A 24505-nucleotide genomic window follows, 5' to 3' on the forward strand; every position below is an offset into this window, starting at 1 on the left:
TTCCGCAAAAATGATCTTTTGCATACAAAATATGATCCTCAGGCGCAGCAAGGAACATGCAGAACTATTTCGTTTACATGCCAGACAATCGTCTTTGCGCCGCCTGGGGATGCACGGCCGTTTCTACCGGCTATACAGAAATCGCGCCCCATTCCGACTACCCACCGAGCCGTCATCCGGACGATCATCATTTCAGTTGGTCGCGCGGCCGTATCCTGAACGCCTACCAGGTGGTGCACATTAGCGCCGGAAGCGGACGGTTGGAATTTGGGCATGAACGTCGACAGGTCACGATCGCCGGAGGCTCGATTTTCCTGCTCTTTCCAGGGGTATGGCACCGGTTTGCCCCCGATCGTCGCACTGGGTGGGTCGAGCACTGGATCGAATGTCGGGGAAGTGCTTTCGACTTTGCCTGCGATGCAGGCCTGCTGCAACCGGAGCGGCCAGTTCATCAGAGCAGCGCGGAAGTTTCCGATGTTTTCGCCTCGATCCACGCGCTGGCGCAGGACGATACCTTGCGCAATCAGCCGCTGATTTCGACCTTAGGCCTCCAACTGCTTGCTCTCTTATGCCGGCCCACCGACCTCAGCAGCAACGCATCAGGCAGGCTTGTCGATCGCGCGCGTATGACCTTGATGGAGCGTTGCGGCCATGCGCTTTCTGTCGAGCAACTCGCCGAGGAGCTAGGCGTCAGCTATCCCTACTTCCGGCGCCTGTTCCGGGAGCAGACCGGCATGTCGGCCAAGCAATATCAAATGACCGTGCGCATTCAGCGGGCTGGAGATTTTTTAGTAAACACCGACAAATCGATCAAGGAGATCGCCGGTATTCTCGGTTTTCATTCGGCGTTTCACTTTTCGACTCAGTTTCGTCAACTGATGGGCGCAAGTCCGACGGATTTCAGGGCGACGAGCCACCGGTAAGCTTGCCACGCTTTGGGTTTCCGATGCCGTTATCTTCTTCAGCCGGACAGCAAAGGGTTTCGTCGCAAATTTTTCCGGTCATTTGCAACCTGATTTATGATGGCATAGACCCGGGGTGAAGATGCACCGGCGGGTTGAGTTCTCGGTCATGGTCGATTTCAAGGGCAGCCACTATTCGAGAGACGTGATTTTGTATTCGGTGTTTTTCCGATCCCCGGTCCGACATGCTTGTCACTAGGCTCGAGCGAAAAACCGTGTTTCGGCGACGCCCGGAAGTCGGACGTGGCCAACAACTTGTTGCTGCCAACGTCGATACACTGTTGATCGTGACGTCGTGCAACGCCGACTTCAATACTGACCGGCTAGAACGTTACCTGATCATGGCCAACCAGGCAGGAAGCAAAGCGGTGATCGTGTTGACGAAGGCTGACACTGTGGACGACGTTAGCCTATTTCAGGCCAAAGCCGAGGCTTTGCAGCGTGACCTACCTGCCGTTGCAAGCTCTTTTTTGAGTTCCTGGTGCGGCGTTGGCCAAACGATTGCCCTGGTGGGATCTTCCGGCGTTGGAAAATCGACGCTGGTGAACACGCTGACCGGACCTGCATCTGACTCAGTGCAGAAAACCGGGACTATTCGCGAATATGACGCCCAAGGCCGTCACACCACAACGGCGCGATCGCTGCATGCTATTCCAGGCGGCGGCTGGGTCATAGATAATCCAGGAATAAGAACACTTTACCTCAGTGATGTGACCGACGGGATCGATACGCTTTTTGCCGACATAACGGAACTGGCACTGCTTTGCCGATTTCGCGATTGTACCCATGCGCATGAACCGGGCTGCGCAGTTCAGGGCGCTGTCAAAAGCGGCACTTTGGCCGACCACCGCCTCGAACGGTGGCGAAGCCTTGTGGCTGAAAACGGCGATAGAACACCAGTCCTCAGCGGACCACGCGGCAACAAGATCGTTCGCAAAAAGAAATATTGAAGGTCTGCACGGCTTCAAACGATACGAACCAACCACCACGATCTTTGGACGTCGGTCTGTCAAAGCTGGTTAGAGCCGCGACGGTTCCAGCCAATTAGAAACGCGACACTTGTTCCTCGGATCAGCCCCCGATCCGACCGGCTGGGCCGGGTTGCTAGGGAGGAGCGGGGGCGGATGAGATGCCTTCGGCTTTAGCTTTGAGATATGCTCGCCACCATTCATTCTGCAGCTTCCATACGAGCCAGAGCTTTCTGTCGCTTAGCAATCACGTCCGGATCGCTCATGAAATCCTTCCTTTTACCCGGCTTGCGCCCGCGTTTCTGATATCCGTTGCTCGTGCTGCCGTCGCGAATGCCAAACATATGATCTGTCTGTCCAGTGCGACGAGGGCCGCTTTTGCTGCGCTGCTGGTCCCGCCCTGCCTGCTGTTCTATGATGACCGAGAGCACGTCATCCAGACGCTTGTTCTCGACAACAACTGACCGATGAACCGAGCGCAAGGTGTCAAAGGTTCTATAAGGTAGGACGTAACTCTCATGCATGATCTCGAGGCGTCCATCCGGATAGTCGCAAACCACGACCTTCTTGCCTGCCAAGGGCCTGGAGACGGCACTGGGTTCGAGAACGAAGAGGACTTTGTCATAGCGCAGTGTCAGGGATTGCGACAGCGTGCGAGCTTCTTTCCTACACATGGCGCCGTCAAGGTTCTCATGATCGGCAAGCGGCCGGTGCATGTCCTTCGGATTGCGCGGCGATTTGCCGAAGCGGGAATTGAAATCCGCAATGAATTCTGATGCATAGGCGTTGGCAGCCTCGATCGTGTCGATACTGCGAAGCCGCAACTCCTTCACCAGCCGATCCTGCAGCGTCTGGTTGGCGCGTTCCACGCGGCCTTTGGCTTGCGGAGTGTTGGCGCAGATGATGTCGATGTTCAGCTCATAGAGCGCACGTCCAAACTGCGTTAGCCCGCTCGTCCGGTCTTTCTCCGATGCATTAGTCGAGCGAAAGACGCTGTGCTTGTCGCTGTAGAACGCCAGTGGTTTACCCCATTGCTGCAGATACGCCTTCGTCGCATGCAGATAGTCGAACGTGTTCTCTGATCCGGCGAACCGCAGATGCAGCAGCTTGCCGGTAGCATCATCGATGTAGACGAGCAGGGCGCATTTAGGACCGCGGTTCTCAAACCACCAGTGATGCGATCCATCGATCTGAACCAGCTCCCCGAAACAATCGCGCCGGCCGCGCGGCTGGAAAACCCGCTTCTTGCGCTCACGCCGCGAGATCCAGATGCCGGCCTCTGTCATCCATTGCCGCAGCGTCTCCTTGGCGACCGAAATATGATGCAGTTCGATCAGCTTCTCGCGAGCCAGCGTCGGACCGAAATCCAGATAGCGTTCGCGGATGAGATCCAGCGCCGCATTGCGAAACTCCTCGCTATGGCGCCGATTGCTTGGTCTCGATCGCTTCTTCGAAACCAGGCCGGCCGCACCGGCATGGTCATACGCCTGCAGCAGCCTGTGCATCTGACTTCGGCTAAGGCCCAGCAGTTCGGCGGCCTGGACAACGCTAAGGCGCCGATCGCGGATCTTCTGGACAACTTCGAGGCGATGCAATTCTTTCTGCGACATGGTGATCATAAAGGACATGACGACTCCGACCGCTCCTGGTCTCGACCAGGCTGAAGATCGTCATCCTTGCTCCCAACGTTGGCATTAACCAGTGCACCAAGAGGCAAGATTGTCGCATCTCTAACTGGCCCAACTGTCGCATTACTAAATAGCCGCTACACGACGTGGTCGGATACTCCGCACTTATGGAACAAGACGAAGCCGGCACATTTGACCGTCTTCGAGCGCGACGCACCGAGCTATTTGAACCCGAGATTGCGCGGCATCATGGGCGCATCTTCAAGCTCATGGGCGACGGCCTCCTCGCGGAGTTCGGCAGCGTGGTCGACGCCGTCGAATGCGCGGTGTCTCTGCAGCGCGGAATGACAGAGCGCAACGCCTCTGTAGCCGAGGAGGACAGGTTCAACATCCGCATCGGTATCAACATCGGCGAAGTGATCGTCGACGGTGACGACCGCTATGGTGAAGGCGTGAACGTCGCGGCGAGGCTGGAGCAACTCGCGCCGCCGGGCGGGATCTGCGTTTCTGGCAAGGTGGCGAAGGAGGTCGAGAATAAGCTCGCGTTTACCTTCGACTCCGCTGGGCGGCAGAAGGTCAAGAACATTGAAGAGCTTGTCGATGTCTACCAAGTGCGCATCGACGCCGCGCCACGCCGACGCATTCGGCACAAGCGCCGGATCGGCAGACGATGGTGGGCCATTGGAGTCCCTGCAACAATCGCGGCCGTAGTGGCCGCATGGATGGCGTTACAGTATCCGCTGACGCTGACCTCTCCTGCAGGTTCCGGTGCGATGCCATCAGTCGCCGTACTACCCTTCAAGGATCTAAGTGCGGACAAGAGCCTGGGGTACATGGGAGAAGGGCTGGCGAACGACGTCATCGCAATCCTCTCGCGATTTTCTGACATTGCGGTCGTCTCGCGAACATCGTCGTTTGCATACGAGGACAAGCAAGGCGACATCCGTCAGATCGGCAAGGAGCTGGGCGTCGGCTATGTCGTCGAGGGCAGCGTGCGCAAGGAAGGCGATAGAGTGCGCATCGTTGCACAGCTCATCAACAGCAAAACGGGGGACAATGTCTGGGCGGACCGCTTCGACAAGGCCGGAACCGACCCATGGGCGCTTCAGGATGAGTTGACCGGCAAGATCGTGGGGGCGATGACGGGCGAATTCGGAGCCATTCGCAAAGCGGACTATAGTCAGGCCTGGGGTAAGGATAGCACTAACCTGGCTGAATACGACTACTACTTGCGCGCGGAAAGCCAATTGAACCTTTACACCAAGGAAGGTCTCGAGCGATCCGGTGAGATCTCGCGACAGGGGCTGCAGGTATTCCCCGGCTCCCCCCTTCTGACTGTGGAGTGGGGGTGGTCCCATTGGTTGAACGCTGCGCTACTCTACAGTTCTGACCCGCAGGAAGATCTTCGGGAAGCGGAGCGACTGGTCAATCAGGTCCTCGCAGACAAGAACCCAAGCCCGCAAGTGGCGAGATTGGCATACTGGCTCAATGCTTGGCTCCTAACCCTCAAACGAGACCATGATGGCGCTGTTGCGGCAATGAACAAGGCCATCGCGGCGGCACCCTATAATGCATTCACCCTTACGGATGCAGGAAGTATCTTTCTACAAGCCGGTCAACCCGAAAAGGCGCTGGAGCTGACCGACGCTGCAGCCGCGCGGGACCCCGGGCTATCTTGGTTTTTTAATTATGTGCGAGGTTTTATCTATATCGTACTTGGCAAAAACGAAGACGCAGTCGAGGTGCTGAAGACCACGGAATTCGCCGACGCACCATTGCAACTAGCCATCGCCTATATGCGGCTGGGACGCGAGGCAGACGCCCGAGCTGCCGTCGAGAAGATGCTCAAGTCGGCTCCGACTGCGACGATCCAGTCGTGGCGGCAGACGTGGAATTTCCGAGATCCTTCCATTCTCGATCAAGCCGCGGCAGACCTTGCGCGGGCCGGCCTTCCGCCGCAATAGCCTGTCGACGCTCGCTCCCGAAGTCAGCCTCGTTGGCAAACTTCTCGGCGATCTGCGTTTCTTAGGAATGCCGGATTTTTCGGGGAAAAAGCTAGTGGACTTGGACTTCTTGGCGCGGGAATGCGTCATGGGCCGAAGGCGTTCCTGCTGTGGAAGGTCATCGCCTTCACCTTGAGCGTGTCTATGTGGAGATCCGGTACGAAGATGTCCTGCGGTTGCGGCGGCTTCGCCCGGTCGTGAGAGTCCAGACTACCCGGCGAGCCGTGCGCGAACTCGTCTCCCCTGCCGTCGGCGGCTTGAAATCCATGTTGCGGTCCGCCAAGCCTGACAAGTCGCCCGACAGGTCGAAGAGCTGCTGCGCCACGAGATGGACGACGTCGCCCTCGCGCTGGATCTTGCATCCTCAATTCGCCAAGCTCCGCACTCGCTTGTTAGGAATTTGTTGACCATAAGCTGGCTTTACTGGCCGTGACGGACAGGTAGATCCCGCCCGTCATCGAGTGTTGGGTGTAGGACGGAATTGTTCGTGTTGAAGTATCCACTGCAAGCTTTGTCGGGCCGAGCCTTGGGCGGAATTGCCACACTCCTGTCGCGTGCGGAGCGCTTCGCAGCGCAGACCATTCTGCCGGCTCTGTTTGCGCTGCCGGCACTTGTCGGTTCTGCATCATTTGCCTCGGCGGAAGATCGCGCCCTGAAGCTGTTCTTTACCCATACCGGCGAGAAGGCGACGATTACCTATAAGCGGGATGGAAAGTTCGATCCAAAGGGCCTTGCCCAGATCAATCGGTTTCTGCGCGACTGGCGAAGGAACGAGCCGACCCGGATGGATCCCCGGCTCCTCGACCTGGTCTGGGAGGTGTATAAGCGCAGCGGCGGCAAGGACTATATCCACATCGTCTCCGCCTATCGCTCTCCCACCACCAACAACATGTTGCGCAACCGTTCGCGCAGCAACGGCGTCGCCAAGAAGAGCCAGCACATGCTTGGTAAGGCGATGGATTTCTACGTGCCCGGCGTGAAGCTTGCGACGCTGCGGGCGCTTGCCATGCAGATGCAGGTCGGCGGTGTCGGATATTATCCGACCTCGGGATCGCCCTTCGTGCATCTCGACGTCGGCAACGTCAGGGCCTGGCCCCGCATGTCCCGGCAGGAACTCGCGCGAATATTCCCGAATGGACAGACGATGCATCTTCCGGCCGATGGCCGGCCGCTGCCGGGATACAATCAGGCGGTTGCGAACCACAGGAAGCGCGGTCCCACCTCGATCCAGATTGCCAGCACCGCTGGAGAAGATGAAGACGCGGGAGCGCCGACCGCGCCTGGCGGCGATACCACAGACGGCAAATTCGTGACGGCGCTTCTGCCGACGCCGAAAAGTCGAGCATTGAATGCGCTGGCGCAGCAGACCGGCGCGGCCGGGCGGGATGACAAAGGCTCCGCTGGGGATGCTTCATCCTTGCCGATTCCGATACCGGCGATGCGCCCGCCCGCCCTTGCGCACGACGCGGGCGCGGACGACAGGCTGGTGACTGCGTCGATCGGCCCGATTGATGCCCTTCCGGAGAGACAGACGCCTGGTTTGCCGGCCCACGCCCGCTTTCATCCCCTCGTTGCTGCGCAGGCGACCCCCAGGCAGGGCGCTGATATGATCGCCTCCCTGCCCATGACCGCTTCCTGGGAAGAGCCAAATTTCCTTGGATCGACGTCCCAAGCGGCGCTGATGCAATGGGCGCTGCATGCTCCCGGCGAGGCGATGGGATTGAGCGCGCCGCGCATTTCCCCCCGCACGGTTCATCGTGAGGCTGGTGTCACGACATCCGATGAGGATGTCATCCCGGTCGCCGCCAAAGGCCCGTTCGAGGCCAGCCGGTTTGCGTCTCCCCCGGAGGGTTGACCTCGATCATCAAGGCTTGATCCGACGGCAATCGCGGCCGAGATCCGCAAGCCAATCCTCTGCTTCCTTTTCAGTCATAGCGTGTCTGGTGGCGGATAGATGGCGCGCTGGACGACGTCATCTTCGTCACCGTCCACCCCGCCAGGGAGCGAGGTGAAATCAATGACAAGTGATAAGGGGCCGAATACCGGACGGGAGCCGAGGCCGAAGCGTGCGAAGGTGCGAAAACCGGTTCAGCGATGACTATCCCGAGGTTTCCAGCCGGCTATCGCCGCGCAGAAGGCTCAGCCAGGCTCGCGACACTTTCTCCGCGCCTGTGCCCCCGATATGGCAATCGTCGTAGCGGTCATCCCCATCGAGTAATGCGTCAGAATTTACGCCTTCTCGGATACCGTGGCCGCTTTTTGACAGGGCCAGTTGCGCCCGTACGATCGCATTGTCTGGAATATGCTCCTTGAAGCCGCCGTTGCTCGGTTCGAGGCATTTCGATGCGATCGAAATGTAAACCGGTGCTTCGACGCCGTGCTGACGCAATGTGTCAACCATCGACATGAAATGATCCCGATAGGCCTCCGCGGTGGTGCCGATAACGAGGTCCTTCTCTCCCTGGACCCAGAGGACGCCCGTTATCCGATAACCGGAATCCTGAAGCTGTTTCATTGTATCGACCAGCACAGGATTGAGGTCACCGCCGGTCGCCCAGCGCGCGACCTCAGATCCGGAATATGCGAGAGGCGCGAGGATGACGCTGTCATACTGTCCCGATGCAATCAAATAATTGCCAAGCAGCGTCCAGTACTCTCCCTTGGTATCGGTCGATCCAAGAAGTGGCGACGCCGCGATGAAGCACCGTTTGTCAAAGGCGTTGACAACGCGAGCGCCATAATTTGACCGGTGCCGTTGTCCTCCGTCGTTGGCCGCGTTCGATTGGCCAAGAATGAGTAAGACAGCCGTTCGAGCAGTTTGAGTCGGGCAGGTCACAGGCGATTTCGATTCATCCCCGATGAGTCGTTCCTTGTCGTCGAAACTATATCGGCTTGGGGCCGCTGCCTTCTCGCCGCCAACCATTTTTCTCAGCGCGGAAAGTTGTGGCCAAGGAAAGATCTCATGTCTCGCGCTCATGCCGCCGAGAAAGTACATGGCAATCAAGACGGCCCCGCCGACTGCTAGCGTTTTACGCATGGCGTCACCTTTAATCATCACCCGATGACATGGCCTATTGGACCAATCGAGGCTGCTGCAGCCACGAAGGTTCCTTTACACCAGCCACATCGGCTTGCTCGGGCATGATCTTTAGAAAGAGTTCGTCGTGAAGATCGAGCCCTGTCGCTGGTCTCAACTATAGACCGGACCGGTGATTACAATCATCCGGTTGGGTGAGAGATCGTGCCTGCTCGTAATCCCGTTGCTCGTCCACGGAAGGATATCCCAGATTCGGCCGGCGAGGACGACGTGGGAGCGGAGCACGGGCTCCTCCTTTTCGCTGACCGGATCATTTGGATCGACGGGCGCAGGATCTCTGTGTTAGGGAGCCCAAAAGCGCCGCTCTTGCGCGCGACAACGTTACGCTCTCGATATCGAAGGCAGGCGCATTGAAGGCTTATAGACCAGAGATCGATGGCTTGAGGGCCATCTCGGTGATAGGCGTTATTCTCTATCACGCCGAGTTCACGGTTGCCGGCCACACGCTGCTTCAGGGCGGATACATTGGCGTCGACGTATTTTTTGTGATCAGCGGCTTTCTGATTTCCCAAATCTTGTTGACGGAAATCGAAGCAACGGGGCGTATTGATTTCCTTAGATTCTACGCCCGGCGCGCGCGAAGAATTCTGCCTGCGTTGTTCACAGTCATTTTCGCGACAATACCCGTAGCCTATTATCTTTTATTGCCAGCTGAACTCATAGACTACGCGAACTCCCTAGGGTCTTCGCTGCTCTTTGGATCGAATATCTATTTCTATTTCACCGCGGCTCAGTATGGGGAGCCGAATGCCCTTCTCAAGCCTTTTCTGCACACTTGGTCGTTGAGCGTCGAAGAGCAATTTTACATCGGGTTTCCGCTCCTGCTGCTGATCGTACGCCGGCACTTGAAATCAAGGTTTCTGCCATGCGTGTTGGTCGTGGCAGCCCTCAGCTTTATCTGGTGCGTGATAACCGTACGGTATGATCAGCAACAGGCCTTCTACTCGCCGCTCACCCGGGCCTGGGAGCTGCTGGCCGGAACGCTTCTCGCTTATTACGAGGTGCGGCGTGGACGGCCTCGCCCCCAGCCGTTCCTTGCGGCGGCCGGGCTTGTCCTCGTTCTTGGTTCACTGATCCTGTTTAAAAAGAACACGGTTCATCCTGGCCTGCTCACTATGATCCCCGTCATCGGGACCTGCCTGGTGCTCGCATTCGCCAGCCGTGAGAACGCAATCGGTCGCCTGTTGGCTTCTCGGCCTGCGGCGCTCACCGGATTGGTATCCTACTCCTTGTATTTGTGGCATTATCCGGTCTTCGCCTTCTGGCGGTCGACAAGCCTGAATTTCGACAACAGCGACAAGTTTCTCGCCATCGCTGCGACGGTCCTGGTCGCGGTCGCCAGCTTTGTCGTCATCGAAAAGCCCCTTCGCCACACCAGGAGAAGCCGCGCTCTCTGGATCACCCTCAGCTCATCCGTTGCCACCATCACGGCTGCTGTCCTTTCAGCAATCACTATGGCCGGTTTTCCTCACAGATTGGATGAAGTCTATCCACCTCTCGCGCAGGCGAACGAGGCGCAGCTCGAAAGCACTTTTCTAGGCTTGAACGACAACATTCAAGATGGGAAACCCATTATCTTCATCATTGGGGACTCGCACGCCAGAAACTGGTCAATCGCGCTGAAAAATTACATCGACACCGACCGATATCAAATCGTGGCGCTCAGCTACTTGAACTGCATGGTGGAGATCAAGAACGATAGTGTGAAGGCCCCCTCTCGCGCCAGCATTTACGATAAATACTGCATTCCCTTTGAGAGATATATCAACGACAAATCATTGCTCAGCCGAACGAAAGCGATCTTCCTCACGAGCCTTCGGCCTTTTGAGTACTCCGTCAACCCCTTCCGGTTCGAACTTCTTTCCTGGATGAAAAGCCACTCGGATGACGCGCGCATTTTCGTTTTCGGAAATTATTTTCAGCTCGACGAATTGCACTCGTGCCTGGGGCTGATGTTTCAGAGAAAATCCGATGCCTCTATATGCCTGCGATCGGCGAGCTATCCGCCGGCCAACCAGCCTTTAGCGCAACTGCCGTTTTTCCCATCTGATCTTGCGTTCACCTATGTCGATATCGTCAAGCTTCACTGCGATTACGACAAGGAGAAATGCCTCACCAGCAGCAGGGGTGTTCCGTTCATCACAGACTGGAACCATATGACAGCAGAATTTCTGACGACCTTGATTGGTGACATTCTGGAAAAGAAAACCGCCGATCTACGGAGCGACGGTCTCCTCGATTTCCTGGTACCGCCGCACGCCGGGCAATCCGAACGAACGGCAAGTTCTCAGCCGAACGCTGGTCCCACGCCTTCCGCTTCTCCATCAAATTAAGCGGCCAGACGCCGGGGACGGTGAACCTGGGGTTCAGGTCCGGACTTTCGTCATCACGCATCGCAAAAGTTCCAGCGCAACCATATTATCGAACGGCTTGATCCACCTGCGCCACCGCTGCCAGAGCATTTCCGTTTTCTCCGCCTGGCAGCGTACGGGGCAACATCATCTCGTTGCCGCTGGAGCCGCGTTAGCACCATGTTAGCGCGCACCATCTACTGTGGTGACAACAAGGGAAACCCGGCTATCCATTGCAACCGGGACAAGTCGAGTAGCACGAGCCCTGAGACGCCGACGGCTGACGGAGGATACATGAAACTGGTTCTAGGCAGCTCGATAGTGTCGTGTGCCATCCTGCTATCCAGCGTATCGGGATTCGCCGCCTCCGGCGGATGGCAGTCGGATGGCCAAGGCACGAGATACTGGCACATCACTCCACGGCCCGGACAATGCAACGTAAGCCAGGCAAAAAACCTGGCGCTCCGGGCCGGCATCTATCGCAGCGAGATTGTACAGCAGGATGACAATGTCATCGTGCTCAGAGGTCTGGATCAATCGGGCGACCGGCGGGTGATCGGCTTCGGCAACATCAGGGGATGCCCTGAGTTGGATGGCTATGAGGATGCGCATCCCTGAGGGCATGGTCAGCGCGTCCAGCGCCACCTTCAGACGCCTCATTCAGAACTGCTGCGTATGGATTTCGGCCATGGCGCGCCTGAGGTCGTCGATCGGGTTGCCGATCGACGTCTGCGTCCCTTCAAGCTCCTTTGGCATCTTCCAGCCGGGATCAATTCCCTGCATGTTGGGCAACTCGTGCGCAATGCCCTTATGGCAGTCGATGCAGGTCGCCTTCCCGGGGATCAGATATTGCGTGTGGATCGCCGCGGCTCTCGGCGTCTGTTTCTGCAGGTCCATTGCGACTGCCGAATGGCAATTGCGGCATTCGAGGCTGTCATTGGCCTTCATCCGGGCCCACTCGTTCTGCGCCAGGCCGAGACGGTGCTCAAGAAACTCCGGCCGGGTGTCGATGGTGCCGAAGATTTTGCCCCACACTTCCTTCGAAGCCTGCATCTTGCGAGCAATCTTGTCCGTCCAGTCATGAGGAACATGGCAATCCGGACAACTGGCGCGCACGCCCGAGCGGTTGGAAAAATGGATTGTCCGGGTCAGCTCCTCATACGGATTGTCGCGCATCTCGTGGCACGACACGCAGAAATTCTCGGTGTTCGTCAGTTCCAGGGCGGTGTTGAATGCACCCCAGAACATGACGCCGCCAATAAAGCCGCCGAGCGTCAGCACGCCCAATCCGATCGTCGCGGCTGGCGTCGTCAATACTGACCATGCCCACAAAATGATGCGCTTCGCCCTAGCGATCATCGTCGTCACTCGCTTCCCGCGGGCTTGAAACCAAGTTCGCTCATATCTTTGAACGTGCTTGGCACCAGTGGTTTGATATCAGCCTGTGGAACGTGGCAAGCCGTGCAGAAATAGCGCCGGGGCGCGACGTCCGCGATCATCTGGCCGTCCCGCGTCATGTAGTGGGTCACGCTGATCATCGGAGCGCCGGAGTCCTGAGTGAACTCCCGCTTGTGACAGGAGAGGCAGCGGTTCGCGTTGACCGAAAGCTCATAGCCTTCGATCGAATGCGGGATGACAGGGGGCTGGTCGGGATAGGCGCGCATCTGGCGGCGGTCATCGACCACCCATCTCGGGAGGACGGCGGCGGGCTCGGACTGCATTGCATCAGACGGCCCCTGAAGCTGGGGGACATTCTGGGTGACGACCTGGGCGATTGATGCCGTCGTGACGAACACCAGCAAACCCGCTGCAATGGCTGTCCATTCGGGTCGTCTCAACCGACGACGGGGAGAATCTTGACCGCGCATTTCTTGAAATCCGTCTGTTTCGAGATGGGATCGGTGGCGTCGAGCGTGACCTTGTTGATCAATTGGCTGGCGTCGAACCACGGGACGAAGATGACGCCGGATGGCATCCGGTTCCTGCCGCGGGTGTCGATCCGGGTGCGGATTTCACCACGCCGCGAGACGATACGGACCTCGGCCCCCTGGTTGATGCCGCGTTTTCGCGCGTCGTCGGCATTCATGAAACAGCGCGCGCCGGGAAACGCCTTGTAGAGCTCGGGAACCCGCATCGTCATCGAACCTGAATGCCAATGTTCGAGCACCCGTCCCGTCACCAGCCAGACATCGAACTCGTCGTCGGGCGATTCTGCGGGAGGCTCGTAGGGCGCCGCCAGGATGACGGCCTTGCCGTCCGCCTGGCCGTAGAAATTCAACCCCTCGCCGGGTTTCACATAGGGATCGTATCCTTCGCGGTATCGCCATCTGGTTTCCTGCCCGTTGACGACGGGCCAGCGCAGTCCTCGAACCTCGTGATAGACGTCGTAGGGCGCCAGATCGTGGCCATGTCCCCGCCCGAATGAAGCGTACTCTTCGAAAAGCCCCTTTTGGACATAGAAGCCGAAGGCCTTTGCCTCGTTATTGTCGTAGTCGGCGCTGATTTCCTCGACAGGGTACCGGTCAACCTCGCCGTTGCGAAACAACACGTCGAAAAGCGTCTTGCCGCGATAGGCCGGATTGGTGTCCAGCAGCTCCGCCGGCCAAACCTCATCGGTGGTGAAGCGCTTCGAGAACTCCATCATCTGCCAGAGATCGGAGCGAGCCTCGCCGGAAGCCTGCACAAGCTGGTGCCACACATGCGTCCGGCGTTCGGCGTTGCCGTAAGCGCCTTCCTTTTCCACCCACATGGCGGCGGGCAAAATGAGGTCGGCACTCATCGCGGTAATCGTCGGATAGGCGTCCGAGACGACGATGAAGTTTTCAGGGTTGCGATAGCCGTTGTAAGTCTCGTTGCTGGTATTCGGCGCGGCCTGGACGTTGTTGTTGACCTGCACCCAGTAGAAATTCAGCTTGCCATCCTTCAGCATCCGGTCCTGCTGTACGGCGTGGTAACCCGGTTTCTCGGGAATGAGGCCGTGAGGGACCCGCCAGATCTCCTCAGCGTGTTTGCGATGCTCGGGATTGGTTACGACCATGTCGGCAGGCAGGCGATGGGCGAAAGTTCCGACCTCACGCGCCGTACCGCAAGCGGAAGGCTGACCGGTCAGCGAGAACGGACTATTGCCCGGCTCGGAGATCTTGCCCGTCAAAAGATGGAGGTTATAAACCATTTGGTTGGCCCAGACGCCTCTGACGTGCTGGTTGAAACCCATGGTCCAGAGCGACATGACTTTCCGGGTGGGATCGGCATAAAGCTCGGCCAACTGCTCGAGAAACTCCGGATCGACGCCGGTCATCGCAGCCGTCTTCTTCAGCGTGTAGTCCGAGACGAAGTCCTTGAAAGCCTCGAAATTCATCGGCTCGGTCTTGCCCGGATCGGCCGAGTTTGCGGCCTTGACCTCGATCGGATCATCGGGGCGCAGGCCGTAGCCGATATCGGTCGCGGCGCGGGCAAATTTGGTATGCTTCTGGACGAATGCCTCGTTGACCCGCCCGGTTTGAATGATGTGGTTGGCAATGTAGTTCAGGATCACCAGGTCCGTGCCGGGCTTGAAGACGATGGGTATGTCGGCCAGATCCATGCTGCGATGGGTGAAGGTGGACAACACCGCGACCCGGACATGCGGTTGGCCGAGGCGACGATCGGCGACACGCGTCCACAAGATCGGATGCATCTCCGCCATGTTGGAACCCCAAAGCACGAAGGCGTCGGCATTCTCGAAATCGTCGTAGCATCCCATCGGCTCGTCCATGCCGAAGGTTCGCATGAAGGCGACGGCGGCAGACGCCATGCAATGGCGGGCGTTTGGATCGAGATTGTTCGACCGGAAGCCGGCGCGCATCAGTTTCGTCGCGGCGTATCCCTCGAAGATCGTCCACTGGCCGGAGCCGAACATGCCGATGGCGGTCGGCCCCTTTTCCTTCAGTACGCGTTTGCACTGCGCGGCCATCACGTCGAAGGCCTCATCCCAGCTCACCGGCTCGAACTCGCCTTCCTTGGCGTAGACGCCGTTCTGCTTGCGAAGCAGCGGCGTCTTCAACCGGTCCTGGCCGTACATGATCTTCGAAAGAAAGTAGCCCTTGATGCAGTTCAGGCCCCGGTTCACTTCTGCCTGCATGTCGCCGTGGGTGGCGACGACCTGGCCCTGCTTGACCCCAACCATGACGCCACAGCCGGTCCCACAAAACCTGCAGGGCGCTTTCGACCACTTTATCTCAAGCGCGTCGATGCCTCCAGGCACCTGCTGCGCGGCGGCGGGAAGCGCAATGCCCGCGGTCGCCGCGGCTATCGCTGCTGCGTGCGCCTTCAGGATGTCACGACGGGTCAGTTCACCGGTCATCTACGCCCCCTCCGTTTCGACATGTTCGAAAACCATATTCGCGGAGATGACCCCATCGAACAGCGATATGCGCGACAGGCATTCGCCCATCATGCCTGTGCTTGTCCCTTCGATGACGATGACAATCTTGCCGCCGCCATCGCCGTGGACTTCAACGTTTTTCATCATCGCAAGCTGGCTGAGAACGCTAAGCGTCGCGGTAGGCAGCGTCGCGACGACCGCGCTCGATATGTGATAGAGCGATGGAGTTTCAGGCATTGCGACCCTCCAGTTCATTTGTGCGGGTCGCGATTGCGCCGACCGGACAGACCGCAAGGCAGGCGTCGCATCCGGTGCAGAGTTTTTCGTCGATTTCGGGAAAGAACGGCCCGCCGATCCGCGGCCGGAATCGAATTGCGTTGTCGGGACAGTTTTCGTCGCACGACCGGCAGGCGACGCCCAGCTTGGACAGGCAGGCTTCCGTCACCATGGCCGTATGAGGCACTGATGTTGACGCGTCCGCTTCGGATGCCGAGTCGGGACAGCCAAGGAACAGTTGTCGGCGCGAAAGCGCTTTTGTCTGCATGGAGCGCCTCAATGACCTGGAGGCCCGGGAGGTCCAAAGACGATCTGCCACATCCAGACGGCGAACCCGTAGCTACCGACGACGCCGACGGCGATCACCGGCCAGATGCCGAAGGCAAGTGCGAAGAACGTCACAAGCTCGATCTTCCTTCTGTTCGGAGGCTGCGCGCCCGCAGAGCCGCCTTGGACCGGCTGCAACATCTCACTTCCTCTCCGCATGTCATCGCCGGCATTTTGATGCTGGCACTGCCGTGCTGAGAGTTGCATACACCGTGCCTTTGGGCACGTATGTTACGGTAACCAACGGAGCGGGTTGCCAATATGTGGCAAGTCGGGAACTGGGGCTTCGATGGACAGAGAACGCGAGCATGACGACCTGACCGCCGGGATTGACCGACCGATCGTTATTATTCTCCCCAAAGGTGGGTATATCGGCGTCTTCACGGGAGACCCATGAGGCTCATGCAGAGGGATCCATATCTCAGCAAGTTTGGACCACCCGCACCCTTCGGTGCGCCGCGGACTCCTTGTCCAGCCCAACCCTACTCGCTCTGCCGCAGATTCCGTATCCGATCAAACAGCACCGCCAGCACGATCGCCCCGCCAATAAACGTCCCCTGCCAGAACGCATTGATGCCGAGCAGGCCGAGGCTGTTGCGGATCACTTCGATCAGGGCCGCGCCAACCAGGGCGCCGAAGGCGGTGCCGATGCCGCCGGCGAGGTTGGCGCCGCCGATGACGGCGGCGGCGATGACCTGCAGTTCCATGCCGGCGCCGATATTTGTGGTGACGGCGCCGAGCCAGCCGGTCTGGACGATGCCGGCAATGCCGGCCGACAGCGCCGAGATCATGTAGACGGCGACCTTGATGCGGCGGACGGGAACGCCGGTCAGCGTGGCGGCATGTTCATTGCCGCCGATCGCGAAAATATAGCGGCCGAAGCGCGTCCAGCGCAGCACGAAACCAGTGATGAGCGCCAGGATGACCATATAGAGAACCGGATTGGCGATCCCGAAAAACCAGGCGCCGCCGCCAAGCGCCAGCAGCTTGTCATGATCGGGGCCGAACTGAAAGACGACCGTGTTGTTCGAGGCGACCATCGCCAAGCTCCGCGCAATCGACAGCATGCCGAGCGTCACCACGAAGGGCGGGAAATTGAGATAGGCGATCAGCACGCCGTTGAAGGCGCCGATCGCCAGCGCCGTAACGATCGCGGCCGTTATGCCGACCTCGATGGAATAACCGGCGTTCATGGTGACCGCCAGCACCATGCTGCAGAGGCAGAGCACCGAGCCCACCGACAGATCGATGCCGCCGGTGATGATCACCAGCGTCATGCCGAGCGCGATGATGGCGACGAAGGTGACGTTGCGGGTGATGTTGTAGAGGTTCTTCGTCGTCGCAAAGGAATCGGTGGCGAAGGACAGGAAGAGGCAGGCGAGAAGCACGGCGATCAGCACCCAGAATGTCTGGCCGCCGACAAACTCCGCAAGCCGGCTGCGCTGCTTCTGTGCAATCGTCTGGTCCAATGTTACTGCCATTTCGACCTCTCACTCCAGATGGGGCATTCCCGTCAGCGGTATTTCTCCCGCGGGATAAGCGGCGCGGCTCAAACCTGTTCGATGGCGCCGGTGATCAGACCCGTGACTTCTTCAGGCGAACTTGCCTCGATTGCCTTGTCGGCGACTTTCCGGCCGCGGCGCATGACGATCACCCGGTCGGCCACGGTGAAAACATCGGGCATGCGGTGGCTGATCAGCACGACCGCAATGCCGCGGTCGCGCAGCTCGCGGATCAGATTGAGGACCTCGGCCACCTGTCGGACCGAGATGGCGGCGGTCGGCTCGTCCATCAGCACGATCTTTGCCTCCGACAGCATGGTGCGCCCGATCGCCACCGCCTGCCGCTGGCCGCCCGACATCTGCTTGACGAGATCGCGCGGGCGGGTTTCCGATTTCAACTCCCTGAAGATCTCGCCGGCGCGCCGATACATCGTCCCGTAATCGAGGATGCGAAACGGACCGACGCCGCGGCGCAGCTCGCGCCCGAGGAAGACGTTTGCCGCCGCCGTCAGATTGTTGCAGAGCGCCAGATCCTGGTGCACGATCTCGATGCCGTGCTGGCGCGCCTCGATCGGGCGATGCATGACGATCTCCCGGCCCTCGAGACGCATGATGCCCTCGCTCGGCCGAAAGTTGCCGGCGATCATCTTGACCAGCGTGCTCTTGCCGGCGCCGTTATCGCCCATCAGGCCGACGACCTGGCCGGCTTCGAGCGCGAACGACACGTCGTTGACCGCCTGGATGGCGCCGAAATGTTTTGAAATATTGGTGAGCTCGAGAACCGCGACCAGCCGACTACCCTCCCCTTAACTGCAGGCCTGCCTTCGCCGCCGGTTGCCGATACCCGGTTGCCAGTCAGACGCCTACGATCTCGCTCAGCCGATCTCCTCCCGGAAAAGCGATTGCGCTCATTAATGCAAAAGCGCCAGGAATCGTCAATCAATAGTCCGCTAAAACGTCCCCTCATCACAAAAATCTATTTTGTACGATAAATACAGATTGACGCCGGAAACGCATAGATATTAGCTGTTACTGGGGGAGAGAAGTATGCTGATCCTTGTCACCGGGGCTACGGGCAAGGTCGGGCGGCGCTTTATTACTGGGCTGCTTGACGAGCCACAATTTTCCAACGCACGCATTCGCGCGCTTTGCCATAATCGTGTGCTTGGTGAAACCGGCCGGGTCAGTGTGATCAAGGGCTCGATCGCCGATAGCGATGTCGTTGCAGCGGCGATGGACGGCGTCACCCATGTCGTGCATCTCGCCACCTGCAAGGAAATCCCCGCCGATGTGATGGATATCACCGTCAAGGGCCTGTTCTGGCTGCTCGAGGCGTTCCGCGCCAGCCCCACGGCAAAGCAGTTCATCCTCATCGGCGGCGATGCCGGCATCGGGCATTTCTTCTATCGCCATGACGGGCCGGTGACCGAAAAGACGCCGCATCGCGCCTATCCCGGCTGTTACGCGCTGTCCAAGGTGCTGGAAGAGGTAATGCTCGAGCAATTCGCCATCCAATACGGCATCAACACCTGCTGTCTGCGCGCGCCGTGGATCATGGAGAAGGACGATTTCAAGTTCACGCTGTCCTTCGGCGAGGATGTCTTCGGCGGGCCGGACTGGAAGACGCTGGTGCCGGCAGCCGATGCCGAGCGTTATTTCCGCGATGGCACGGTGCCGCTGCTGCGCGACGCCGATGGCCGGCCGCTGAAACGCAATTTCGTCCATGTCGACGATCTCGTCTCGGCGATCCTCGCGGCAATCGACAATCCGCGCGCCAAGGGGCAGCTTTTCAACATCTCGATGGATCGGCCCGTCGATTATGGCGAGGTTGCCGCTTATCTCGCCCGCACGCGCGGGCTCGGCTCGGTCAATATCGAAAGCCAGTTTCACTCGAACTGGATGGACAATAGCAAGGCCAGATATCTGCTGGACTGGAACCCCGTCTACGATCTGGAAAAGCTTATCAATTCGGCTTGGGAATACCAGCGATCGAAGGAGGAGCCTCGGGTCGTCTGGTATCCAGGTTGATGACGCGGCGGGTGCAGAAGCGTCCGTCTTTTTCAATGGGAGGAAGCTATGAGGAAGGCATTATTGCTTACAGCTGCAGTCCTGGCGCTGACGGCCGGACAGGCCCTGGCCGCCAAGAAGCAGCTGGTTATCGTCGTCAAAGGCCTCGACAACCCGTTCTTCGAGGCGATCAACCAGGGTTGCCAGAAGTGGAACAAGGAAAACGCATCCGCCGAATATGAATGCTTCTACACCGGCCCGGCATCGACCTCCGATGAAGCCGGCGAAGCGCAGATCGTCCAGGATATGCTTGGCAAAGCCGATACCGCCGCCATCGCCATCTCGCCGTCGAACGCCAAGCTGATCGCCCAGACGCTGAAGACGGCCAATCCGAGCGTTCCCGTGATGACGCTCGATGCCGATCTTTCGGCAGATGACGCCGCTCTCCGCAAGACCTATCTCGGCACCGACAACTATCTGATGGGCGCCAAGATCGGCGAATACATCAAGAAGGCCAAGCCGAAGGGCGGCAAGATCTGCACGATCGAAGGCAATCCCGGCGCCGACAACATCCTGCGCCGCGCCCAGGGCATGCGCGATACGCTGAGCGGAAAGAAGGGTCTCGCGGCCTTGAAGGGCGAAGGCGGCTGGACGGAAGTTGCCGGCTGCCCGGTCTTCACCAATGACGATGGCGCCAAGGGCGTTCAGGCGATGACCGACATTCTCGCCGCCAATACCGACCTCGATGCCTTCGGCATCATGGGCGGCTGGCCGCTGTTTGGCGCACCGCAGCCCTACCGCGACCTGTTCAAGCCGCTGGCCGACAAGATCGGCAAGAACGAATTCGTCATCGGCGCCGCCGACACGATCGGCGACGAGGTGGCGATCGCCAAGGAAGGCCTGGTCACCGCGCTCGTCGGCCAGCGGCCGTTCGAAATGGGCTACAAGGCGCCAACCGTGATGATGAACATGATATCCGGTAAGAAGGTCGAGGATCCGGTGTTTACCGGCCTTGACGAATGCACCAAGGACACCGTCGACACTTGCATTCAAAAGTGATCTTGGCATTCCAAAATTGATGCGGCTCGGAGCGCCCACGTCCGTGGGCGCTCCGATGTTTATGCAGCGCTCAGCTGCGCACCGATCCAATCCGAGAATGCCTGCATGGCCGCCGTGACCGGCCGCGATTGCAGGCGCGTCAGCCAATAGCTGCCGAGCGATATGGCGGTGGCGAAGGGCTGGACGATCGCGCCTGAGGAGAGGTGCCTTGTGAACATCGATGGCGGCGCGAGCGCGACTCCGAGCCCCTGAAGGGCCGCCTCCATCATGCCGACGGAGGAATCGAAGACGATGCCGGCATGGACCTGCGCTGTGGGGGGAACGCCGGCGGCCTGAAACCAGGTGCTCCATTCATCCGTCCGGTAACTGCGCAGCAGCACCGCCCCGGCAAGATCCTCAGGCGATTGCAGATGTTCCGCCAGTTTGGGGATGCAGAGAGGCGAGAGCGGCGCTTCGAACAGGCGTTGCGCCTGCGTTCCGTGCCATGAACCGCTGCCGAAGCGGATGGCGAAATCCAGCCCTTCGGCGGCCGGATCGACGCGGTTATTGTTGGTGGACATGCGGAGATCGATAAAGGGATGCCGGCGCTGGAAATCCGAGAGCCTCGGCAGCAGCCAGCCGACCGCAAATGTCCCGACAACGCCGAGAAACAGCAATTCGCGCACCTGCCCGGCTTCGATCCTGTCCAGCGTCGTCGCCATCTGGTCGAAGGAGGCCGTCACCGTCGGCAGCAGCGCCTCGCCTTCCGCAGTGATTTTCAAGCCGCGGGGAAGACGCTGGAACAGCGCCACGCCCAATCGGGTCTCGAGCCCTTTGACCTGCTGGCTGACGGCCGCCTGGGTGACGCAGAGCTCGATCGCGGCGCGGGTGAAGCTCAGATGCCGTGCAGAGGCTTCAAAGGCGCGCAGGCCGTTCAAGGGGAGGAATTGCCGAACCATTTGAGCCCTTTGTTTTGATGCATGTCGTTCTCCCGGAACCGCCGCCCACTTCCGGGCGACATGCATTAGATTTTCTTGTGGCTGCTGCGAGATATCATCATTTGTGATTGGAAAATAGCGCGAGTAAACGTCCTCCCCATGCGCTTTTGCGCTTGTTTTGGTTGCCATTTCGATTTGGAGGATGATGGTTATGAAAAGCGTTGGGATAAGAATTTTATCGGCCGTCTTGCTCTCGGCCTGCGCTGCCACAAGTGTTTTTGCCGCCGACGAGACCAAGTTGAAGGCGATCACGGATGCCGCGATCACGCCGATTATGGAAAAATACGCCATCCCCGGCGTTGCCGTCGCCATCACTGCCGACGGCCGGGACCACATCTTCACCTATGGCGTCGAATCCAAGGACACCGGCAGGCCGGTGGCGCCGACCACGCTGTTCGAACTCGGATCGATCAGCAAGACCTTCACGGTGACGCTGGCATCCTACGCCGAAGCAAGCGGACAACTCTCGCTGTCGGACAAGGTCGGCAAATTTCTGCCGGCGATGAAGGGAAAGCCGTTCGGCGATATCGCCCTGATGAATCTCGGCACCCACACGGCGGGCGGATTTCCCCTGCAGCTTCCCGATGAGATCAAAACCGAAAAACAGCTGCTCGGATATCTCGAAGCCTGGCAGCCCTCCTATGCGGCTGGGACTGAGAGAAGTTATGCCAATCCCAGCATCGGCATGCTCGGCTATATCGTGGCGAAAGCCATGCACGGCGATTTTACGGCGTTGATGGAGGGCAAGCTGTTTGCCGCGCTCGGATTGAAAAGCACCTATATCGATGTGCCGAAAGCGCGGCTGGCCGACTATGCTCAAGGCTATAAGCGCAGCGGCGAGCCGGCCCGGATGACGCCGGCCGTTCTCTCATCCGAAGCCTATGGCGTCAAATCGACCGCAGGCGACGTGATCCGCTTTGTCGGCGCCAATATGGGCATGGTCAAGCTCGACGAAAAACTGCAGCAGGCGATCACCAACACCCACATCGGATATTTCAAAGCAGGAGTGATGACCCAGGATCTCATCTGGGAGCAATATGCCTATCCCATAAGTTTGAACGACTTGTTGGAGGGCAATTCGCCCGCGATGCTGAAGACCATGCCGGTTTCGGAACTGCGGCCAGCGATGCAACCGCGCGACGATGTGTGGATCAACAAGACCGGCTCGACCAATGGCTTCGGCGCCTATCTCGCCTTCATCCCCAGACAGCGGCTCGGCATCGTCATCCTGGCCAATAAGAACTACCCCAACGAGGATCGTGTCGCTGCAGCCTATCAGATATTGACCGCGCTCTCGGCCGACTGATCGGAAAACAGGCCTGGCCGGCGTGAGTGCACGCCGGACCGGGGGGCGTCAACGGCAAACGGCATCACTTGAATTCTGCTTCGTTGCTTCCGAAAACCGGGTCAGACTTTAGCCCGATGCCGGACCGACGCCCTCGTGATACAAACTGGTGCGATCGACGACGCGCCGCGCCCGCAGTCGTTCCGATGCCGAATCCGGCGACACTACTTTAAGTAAGACATATGAATAATTAAGATTAATAAGGGAGTATTTTCTAGAATACTTCTAATGAATTGCCACGCCTTAAAGGTGATGCTAATAAACAAACCACATTCTCAAAGTCACGAGGCGCAATGCAATGAAAAGCGTATTGATATCTGGCGGAGCTGGATTTATCGGATCGCATTTGTGCGACCGGCTTTTACTTAGATCCGACGTCCAGAAGCTGGTTGTTGTTGACAACCTCTGGACCGGACTTTTCGACAATATCGCCCACATCAGGGATCCCCGTTTTCACTTCGTGAAGTCGGACGTCGAGACGCTGCGCAGTTCTGAAAAATTCGATGAAATCTACCATCTGGCCTCCCCGGCATCGCCGCCATGGTATATGAAGGAACCGAAGAGGACGATTTCCGCCAATCTTCTCGGGGCATTTCGGCTGCTGGAGCTCTTGAAGAAGGGCGGGCGTTTCGGCTTCACCTCGACGTCCGAAGTTTATGGCGACCCGCTGGTGTCGCCGCAGCCGGAGACCTACAAGGGCCAGGTGGACTGCACCGGACCACGCTCGTCCTACGACGAGAGCAAGCGCTGCACGGAATCGCTGCTGTTTGAAATGCAGCGTACCCAGGGGCTCGACCTCAAGGTCGTGCGTCCCTTCAACACATACGGTCCCCGCACCCGGCCCGATGACGGCCGCGCCGTCTCCAACTTCATCACCCAGGCGCTGGCGGGCCGGCCGATTACTGTATTCGGCGACGGCAAGCAGTCGCGCAGCTGGGGCTATGTCGATGACGTCGTCGATGGTTTCGCACGCTATTTCTGGATCAATGAAACCGACTATAAGGGACCTTTGAACGTCGGCAATGATCGCGAGATCTCGGTTCTCGAAGTCGCGCAATATATTTCCAAGCTGGTCGGCGGCGTGCCGATCGTCTTCGAGCCGTCACCGCCGCAGGACCCCACGAACAGACGGCCGGACCTGACCAACGCGCATTATGTCATGCCCGAGTGGTCGTGCAAAATCACCTATGAACAGGGCGTGGCGATGACGCTCGACTGGTTCAGGGACCAAATGAAGGCGCAGGCTGCAGAATAAACCATATCAGCTTTCGAGACTCGCGTACTGAGTGCAGGTGGCGTATATTCACGGTTTGATTGAGATGGTGACGGTGCGAGAACCAATTCCGTCCGATCTGAAGGATATAAGTTTCCCCTACCGATTCATTATCTCGATCTCGCCACCTCTCGCCTCGATGCCGTTTCGCCCCTGATCTTTGATGGGTTGGTGGTCTTTCTGTCGGATGGTCTTCCCGTAGGACAAGCCTATATCGAAAGGCCCGAGACGGCCGCGGCCCTGGCCGAGCGTGTCGTGCGACCTGAGACCATCGAGCATGCGCGTCATGTACTTTCTCCGCGACAGCCGGAACTGCCCCCGCGGCGGGCACATCGGCATGGGCGCGGTGGGGCGTCTGAACCTGGCG

At 58.9% G+C, this 24505-nt stretch carries 19 protein-coding genes and 4 pseudogenes; 11 read left to right on the top strand and 12 right to left on the bottom strand.

The features are described from left to right. Positions 1 to 56: 56 nt before the first annotated feature. Positions 57 to 923, top strand: coding sequence for an AraC family transcriptional regulator (locus HJB82_RS25290; RefSeq protein WP_221141837.1), 867 nt, complete (start codon positions 57 to 59; stop codon positions 921 to 923). A 206-nt stretch (positions 924 to 1129) separates the two neighbouring features. Continuing rightward, a pseudogene (rsgA, locus tag HJB82_RS25295) lies at positions 1130 to 1912 on the top strand (ribosome small subunit-dependent GTPase A); the annotation flags it as partial. A gap of 218 nt (positions 1913 to 2130) precedes the next feature. Here rsgA and HJB82_RS25300 read toward each other — a convergent pair. Continuing rightward, positions 2131 to 3558 (bottom strand): ISNCY family transposase, encoded by a 1428-nt coding sequence (locus tag HJB82_RS25300; RefSeq protein ID WP_221131302.1) that lies wholly within the window; start codon positions 3556 to 3558, stop codon positions 2131 to 2133. A 167-nt stretch (positions 3559 to 3725) separates the two neighbouring features. Here HJB82_RS25300 and HJB82_RS25305 point away from each other — a divergent pair, with 167 nt between their 5' ends. Next, complete coding sequence (locus HJB82_RS25305) at positions 3726 to 5522, top strand: adenylate/guanylate cyclase domain-containing protein (RefSeq protein ID WP_221141839.1); 1797 nt, start codon at positions 3726 to 3728, stop codon at positions 5520 to 5522. A gap of 125 nt (positions 5523 to 5647) precedes the next feature. On the opposite strand, the pseudogene HJB82_RS31785 reads toward HJB82_RS25305, so the two are convergent. After that, positions 5648 to 5919 (bottom strand): annotated as a pseudogene (locus tag HJB82_RS31785) (hypothetical protein); the annotation flags it as partial. A gap of 123 nt (positions 5920 to 6042) precedes the next feature. Between HJB82_RS31785 and HJB82_RS25310 the strand changes: the two are divergent. After that, entirely contained in the window at positions 6043 to 7416 is a 1374-nt protein-coding gene (locus tag HJB82_RS25310) for a DUF882 domain-containing protein (RefSeq protein WP_221141841.1), read from the top strand. 243 nt (positions 7417 to 7659) lie between these two features. Here the strand turns inward: HJB82_RS25310 and HJB82_RS25315 are convergent, their stop codons facing one another. Continuing rightward, entirely contained in the window at positions 7660 to 8598 is a 939-nt protein-coding gene (locus HJB82_RS25315) for a sialate O-acetylesterase (RefSeq protein WP_221117498.1), read from the bottom strand. Between the two features lie 410 nt (positions 8599 to 9008). On the opposite strand from HJB82_RS25315, the gene HJB82_RS25320 reads away from it, so the two are divergent. Then, the gene (locus HJB82_RS25320; RefSeq protein WP_221141843.1) at positions 9009 to 10991 is read left to right on the top strand and encodes an acyltransferase family protein; all 1983 of its coding nucleotides are present in this window, start codon (positions 9009 to 9011) and stop codon (positions 10989 to 10991) included. Positions 10992 to 11303: 312 nt separating this feature from the next. Then, on the top strand, positions 11304 to 11627 hold the full coding sequence (locus HJB82_RS25325; protein ID WP_221117500.1) for a hypothetical protein: 324 nt from the start codon (positions 11304 to 11306) through the stop codon (positions 11625 to 11627). A 42-nt stretch (positions 11628 to 11669) separates the two neighbouring features. On the opposite strand, the gene HJB82_RS25330 is transcribed toward HJB82_RS25325, so the two are convergent. From HJB82_RS25330 to HJB82_RS25365, 8 genes and pseudogenes are all read right to left on the bottom strand, one after another. Beyond that, positions 11670 to 12365 (bottom strand): NapC/NirT family cytochrome c, encoded by a 696-nt coding sequence (locus tag HJB82_RS25330; RefSeq protein ID WP_311044414.1) that lies wholly within the window; start codon positions 12363 to 12365, stop codon positions 11670 to 11672. A gap of 8 nt (positions 12366 to 12373) precedes the next feature. Next, complete coding sequence (locus tag HJB82_RS25335; RefSeq protein WP_221117501.1) at positions 12374 to 12877, bottom strand: nitrate reductase cytochrome c-type subunit; 504 nt, start codon at positions 12875 to 12877, stop codon at positions 12374 to 12376. Continuing rightward, entirely contained in the window at positions 12844 to 15351 is a 2508-nt protein-coding gene (gene napA, locus HJB82_RS25340) for a periplasmic nitrate reductase subunit alpha (RefSeq protein WP_221117502.1), read from the bottom strand. Before napA ends, HJB82_RS25335 begins: the two co-directional genes overlap by 34 nt. After that, a complete protein-coding gene (locus tag HJB82_RS25345) occupies positions 15352 to 15609 on the bottom strand; it encodes a chaperone NapD (RefSeq protein ID WP_221117503.1) in 258 nt (85 codons plus the stop codon). Next, entirely contained in the window at positions 15602 to 15916 is a 315-nt protein-coding gene (locus tag HJB82_RS25350; protein WP_221141845.1) for a 4Fe-4S dicluster domain-containing protein, read from the bottom strand. Before HJB82_RS25350 ends, HJB82_RS25345 begins: the two co-directional genes overlap by 8 nt. Before the next feature lie 8 nt (positions 15917 to 15924). Then, entirely contained in the window at positions 15925 to 16116 is a 192-nt protein-coding gene (gene napE / locus HJB82_RS25355; RefSeq protein WP_207581425.1) for a periplasmic nitrate reductase, NapE protein, read from the bottom strand. A 341-nt stretch (positions 16117 to 16457) separates the two neighbouring features. Then, positions 16458 to 17456 carry an ABC transporter permease gene (locus HJB82_RS25360; protein ID WP_207581426.1) on the bottom strand — a complete coding sequence of 333 codons (999 nt, stop codon included), beginning with the start codon at positions 17454 to 17456 and terminating at the stop codon, positions 16458 to 16460. Between the two features lie 68 nt (positions 17457 to 17524). Next, a pseudogene (locus HJB82_RS25365) lies at positions 17525 to 18444 on the bottom strand (ATP-binding cassette domain-containing protein). A gap of 80 nt (positions 18445 to 18524) precedes the next feature. Between HJB82_RS25365 and HJB82_RS25370 the strand changes: the two are divergent. Together HJB82_RS25370 and HJB82_RS25375 are read left to right on the top strand one after the other, a co-directional pair. Continuing rightward, positions 18525 to 19505, top strand: a complete 981-nt coding sequence (locus tag HJB82_RS25370) for an NAD(P)-dependent oxidoreductase (protein WP_221117506.1) — start codon at positions 18525 to 18527, stop codon at positions 19503 to 19505. A 48-nt stretch (positions 19506 to 19553) separates the two neighbouring features. Then, the gene (locus HJB82_RS25375) at positions 19554 to 20543 is read left to right on the top strand and encodes a substrate-binding domain-containing protein (protein ID WP_221117507.1); all 990 of its coding nucleotides are present in this window, start codon (positions 19554 to 19556) and stop codon (positions 20541 to 20543) included. Positions 20544 to 20602: 59 nt separating this feature from the next. Here the strand turns inward: HJB82_RS25375 and HJB82_RS25380 are convergent, their stop codons facing one another. Further along, positions 20603 to 21481 carry a LysR family transcriptional regulator gene (locus HJB82_RS25380; protein ID WP_207581429.1) on the bottom strand — a complete coding sequence of 293 codons (879 nt, stop codon included), beginning with the start codon at positions 21479 to 21481 and terminating at the stop codon, positions 20603 to 20605. 190 nt (positions 21482 to 21671) lie between these two features. Here HJB82_RS25380 and ampC point away from each other — a divergent pair, with 190 nt between their 5' ends. The 3 genes and pseudogenes from ampC to HJB82_RS31790 form a co-directional block, all read left to right on the top strand. Beyond that, complete coding sequence (gene ampC / locus HJB82_RS25385) at positions 21672 to 22826, top strand: class C beta-lactamase (RefSeq protein WP_221141847.1); 1155 nt, start codon at positions 21672 to 21674, stop codon at positions 22824 to 22826. A 337-nt stretch (positions 22827 to 23163) separates the two neighbouring features. Beyond that, a complete protein-coding gene (locus HJB82_RS25390) occupies positions 23164 to 24120 on the top strand; it encodes an NAD-dependent epimerase/dehydratase family protein (protein ID WP_207581431.1) in 957 nt (318 codons plus the stop codon). Between the two features lie 31 nt (positions 24121 to 24151). After that, positions 24152 to 24429 (top strand): annotated as a pseudogene (locus tag HJB82_RS31790) (glycosyl transferase); the annotation flags it as partial. Positions 24430 to 24505: the final 76 nt, after the last annotated feature.

The sequence above is a fragment of the Rhizobium sp. NZLR10 genome, from assembly GCF_019685125.1.
Lineage (GTDB): Bacteria > Pseudomonadota > Alphaproteobacteria > Rhizobiales > Rhizobiaceae > Rhizobium.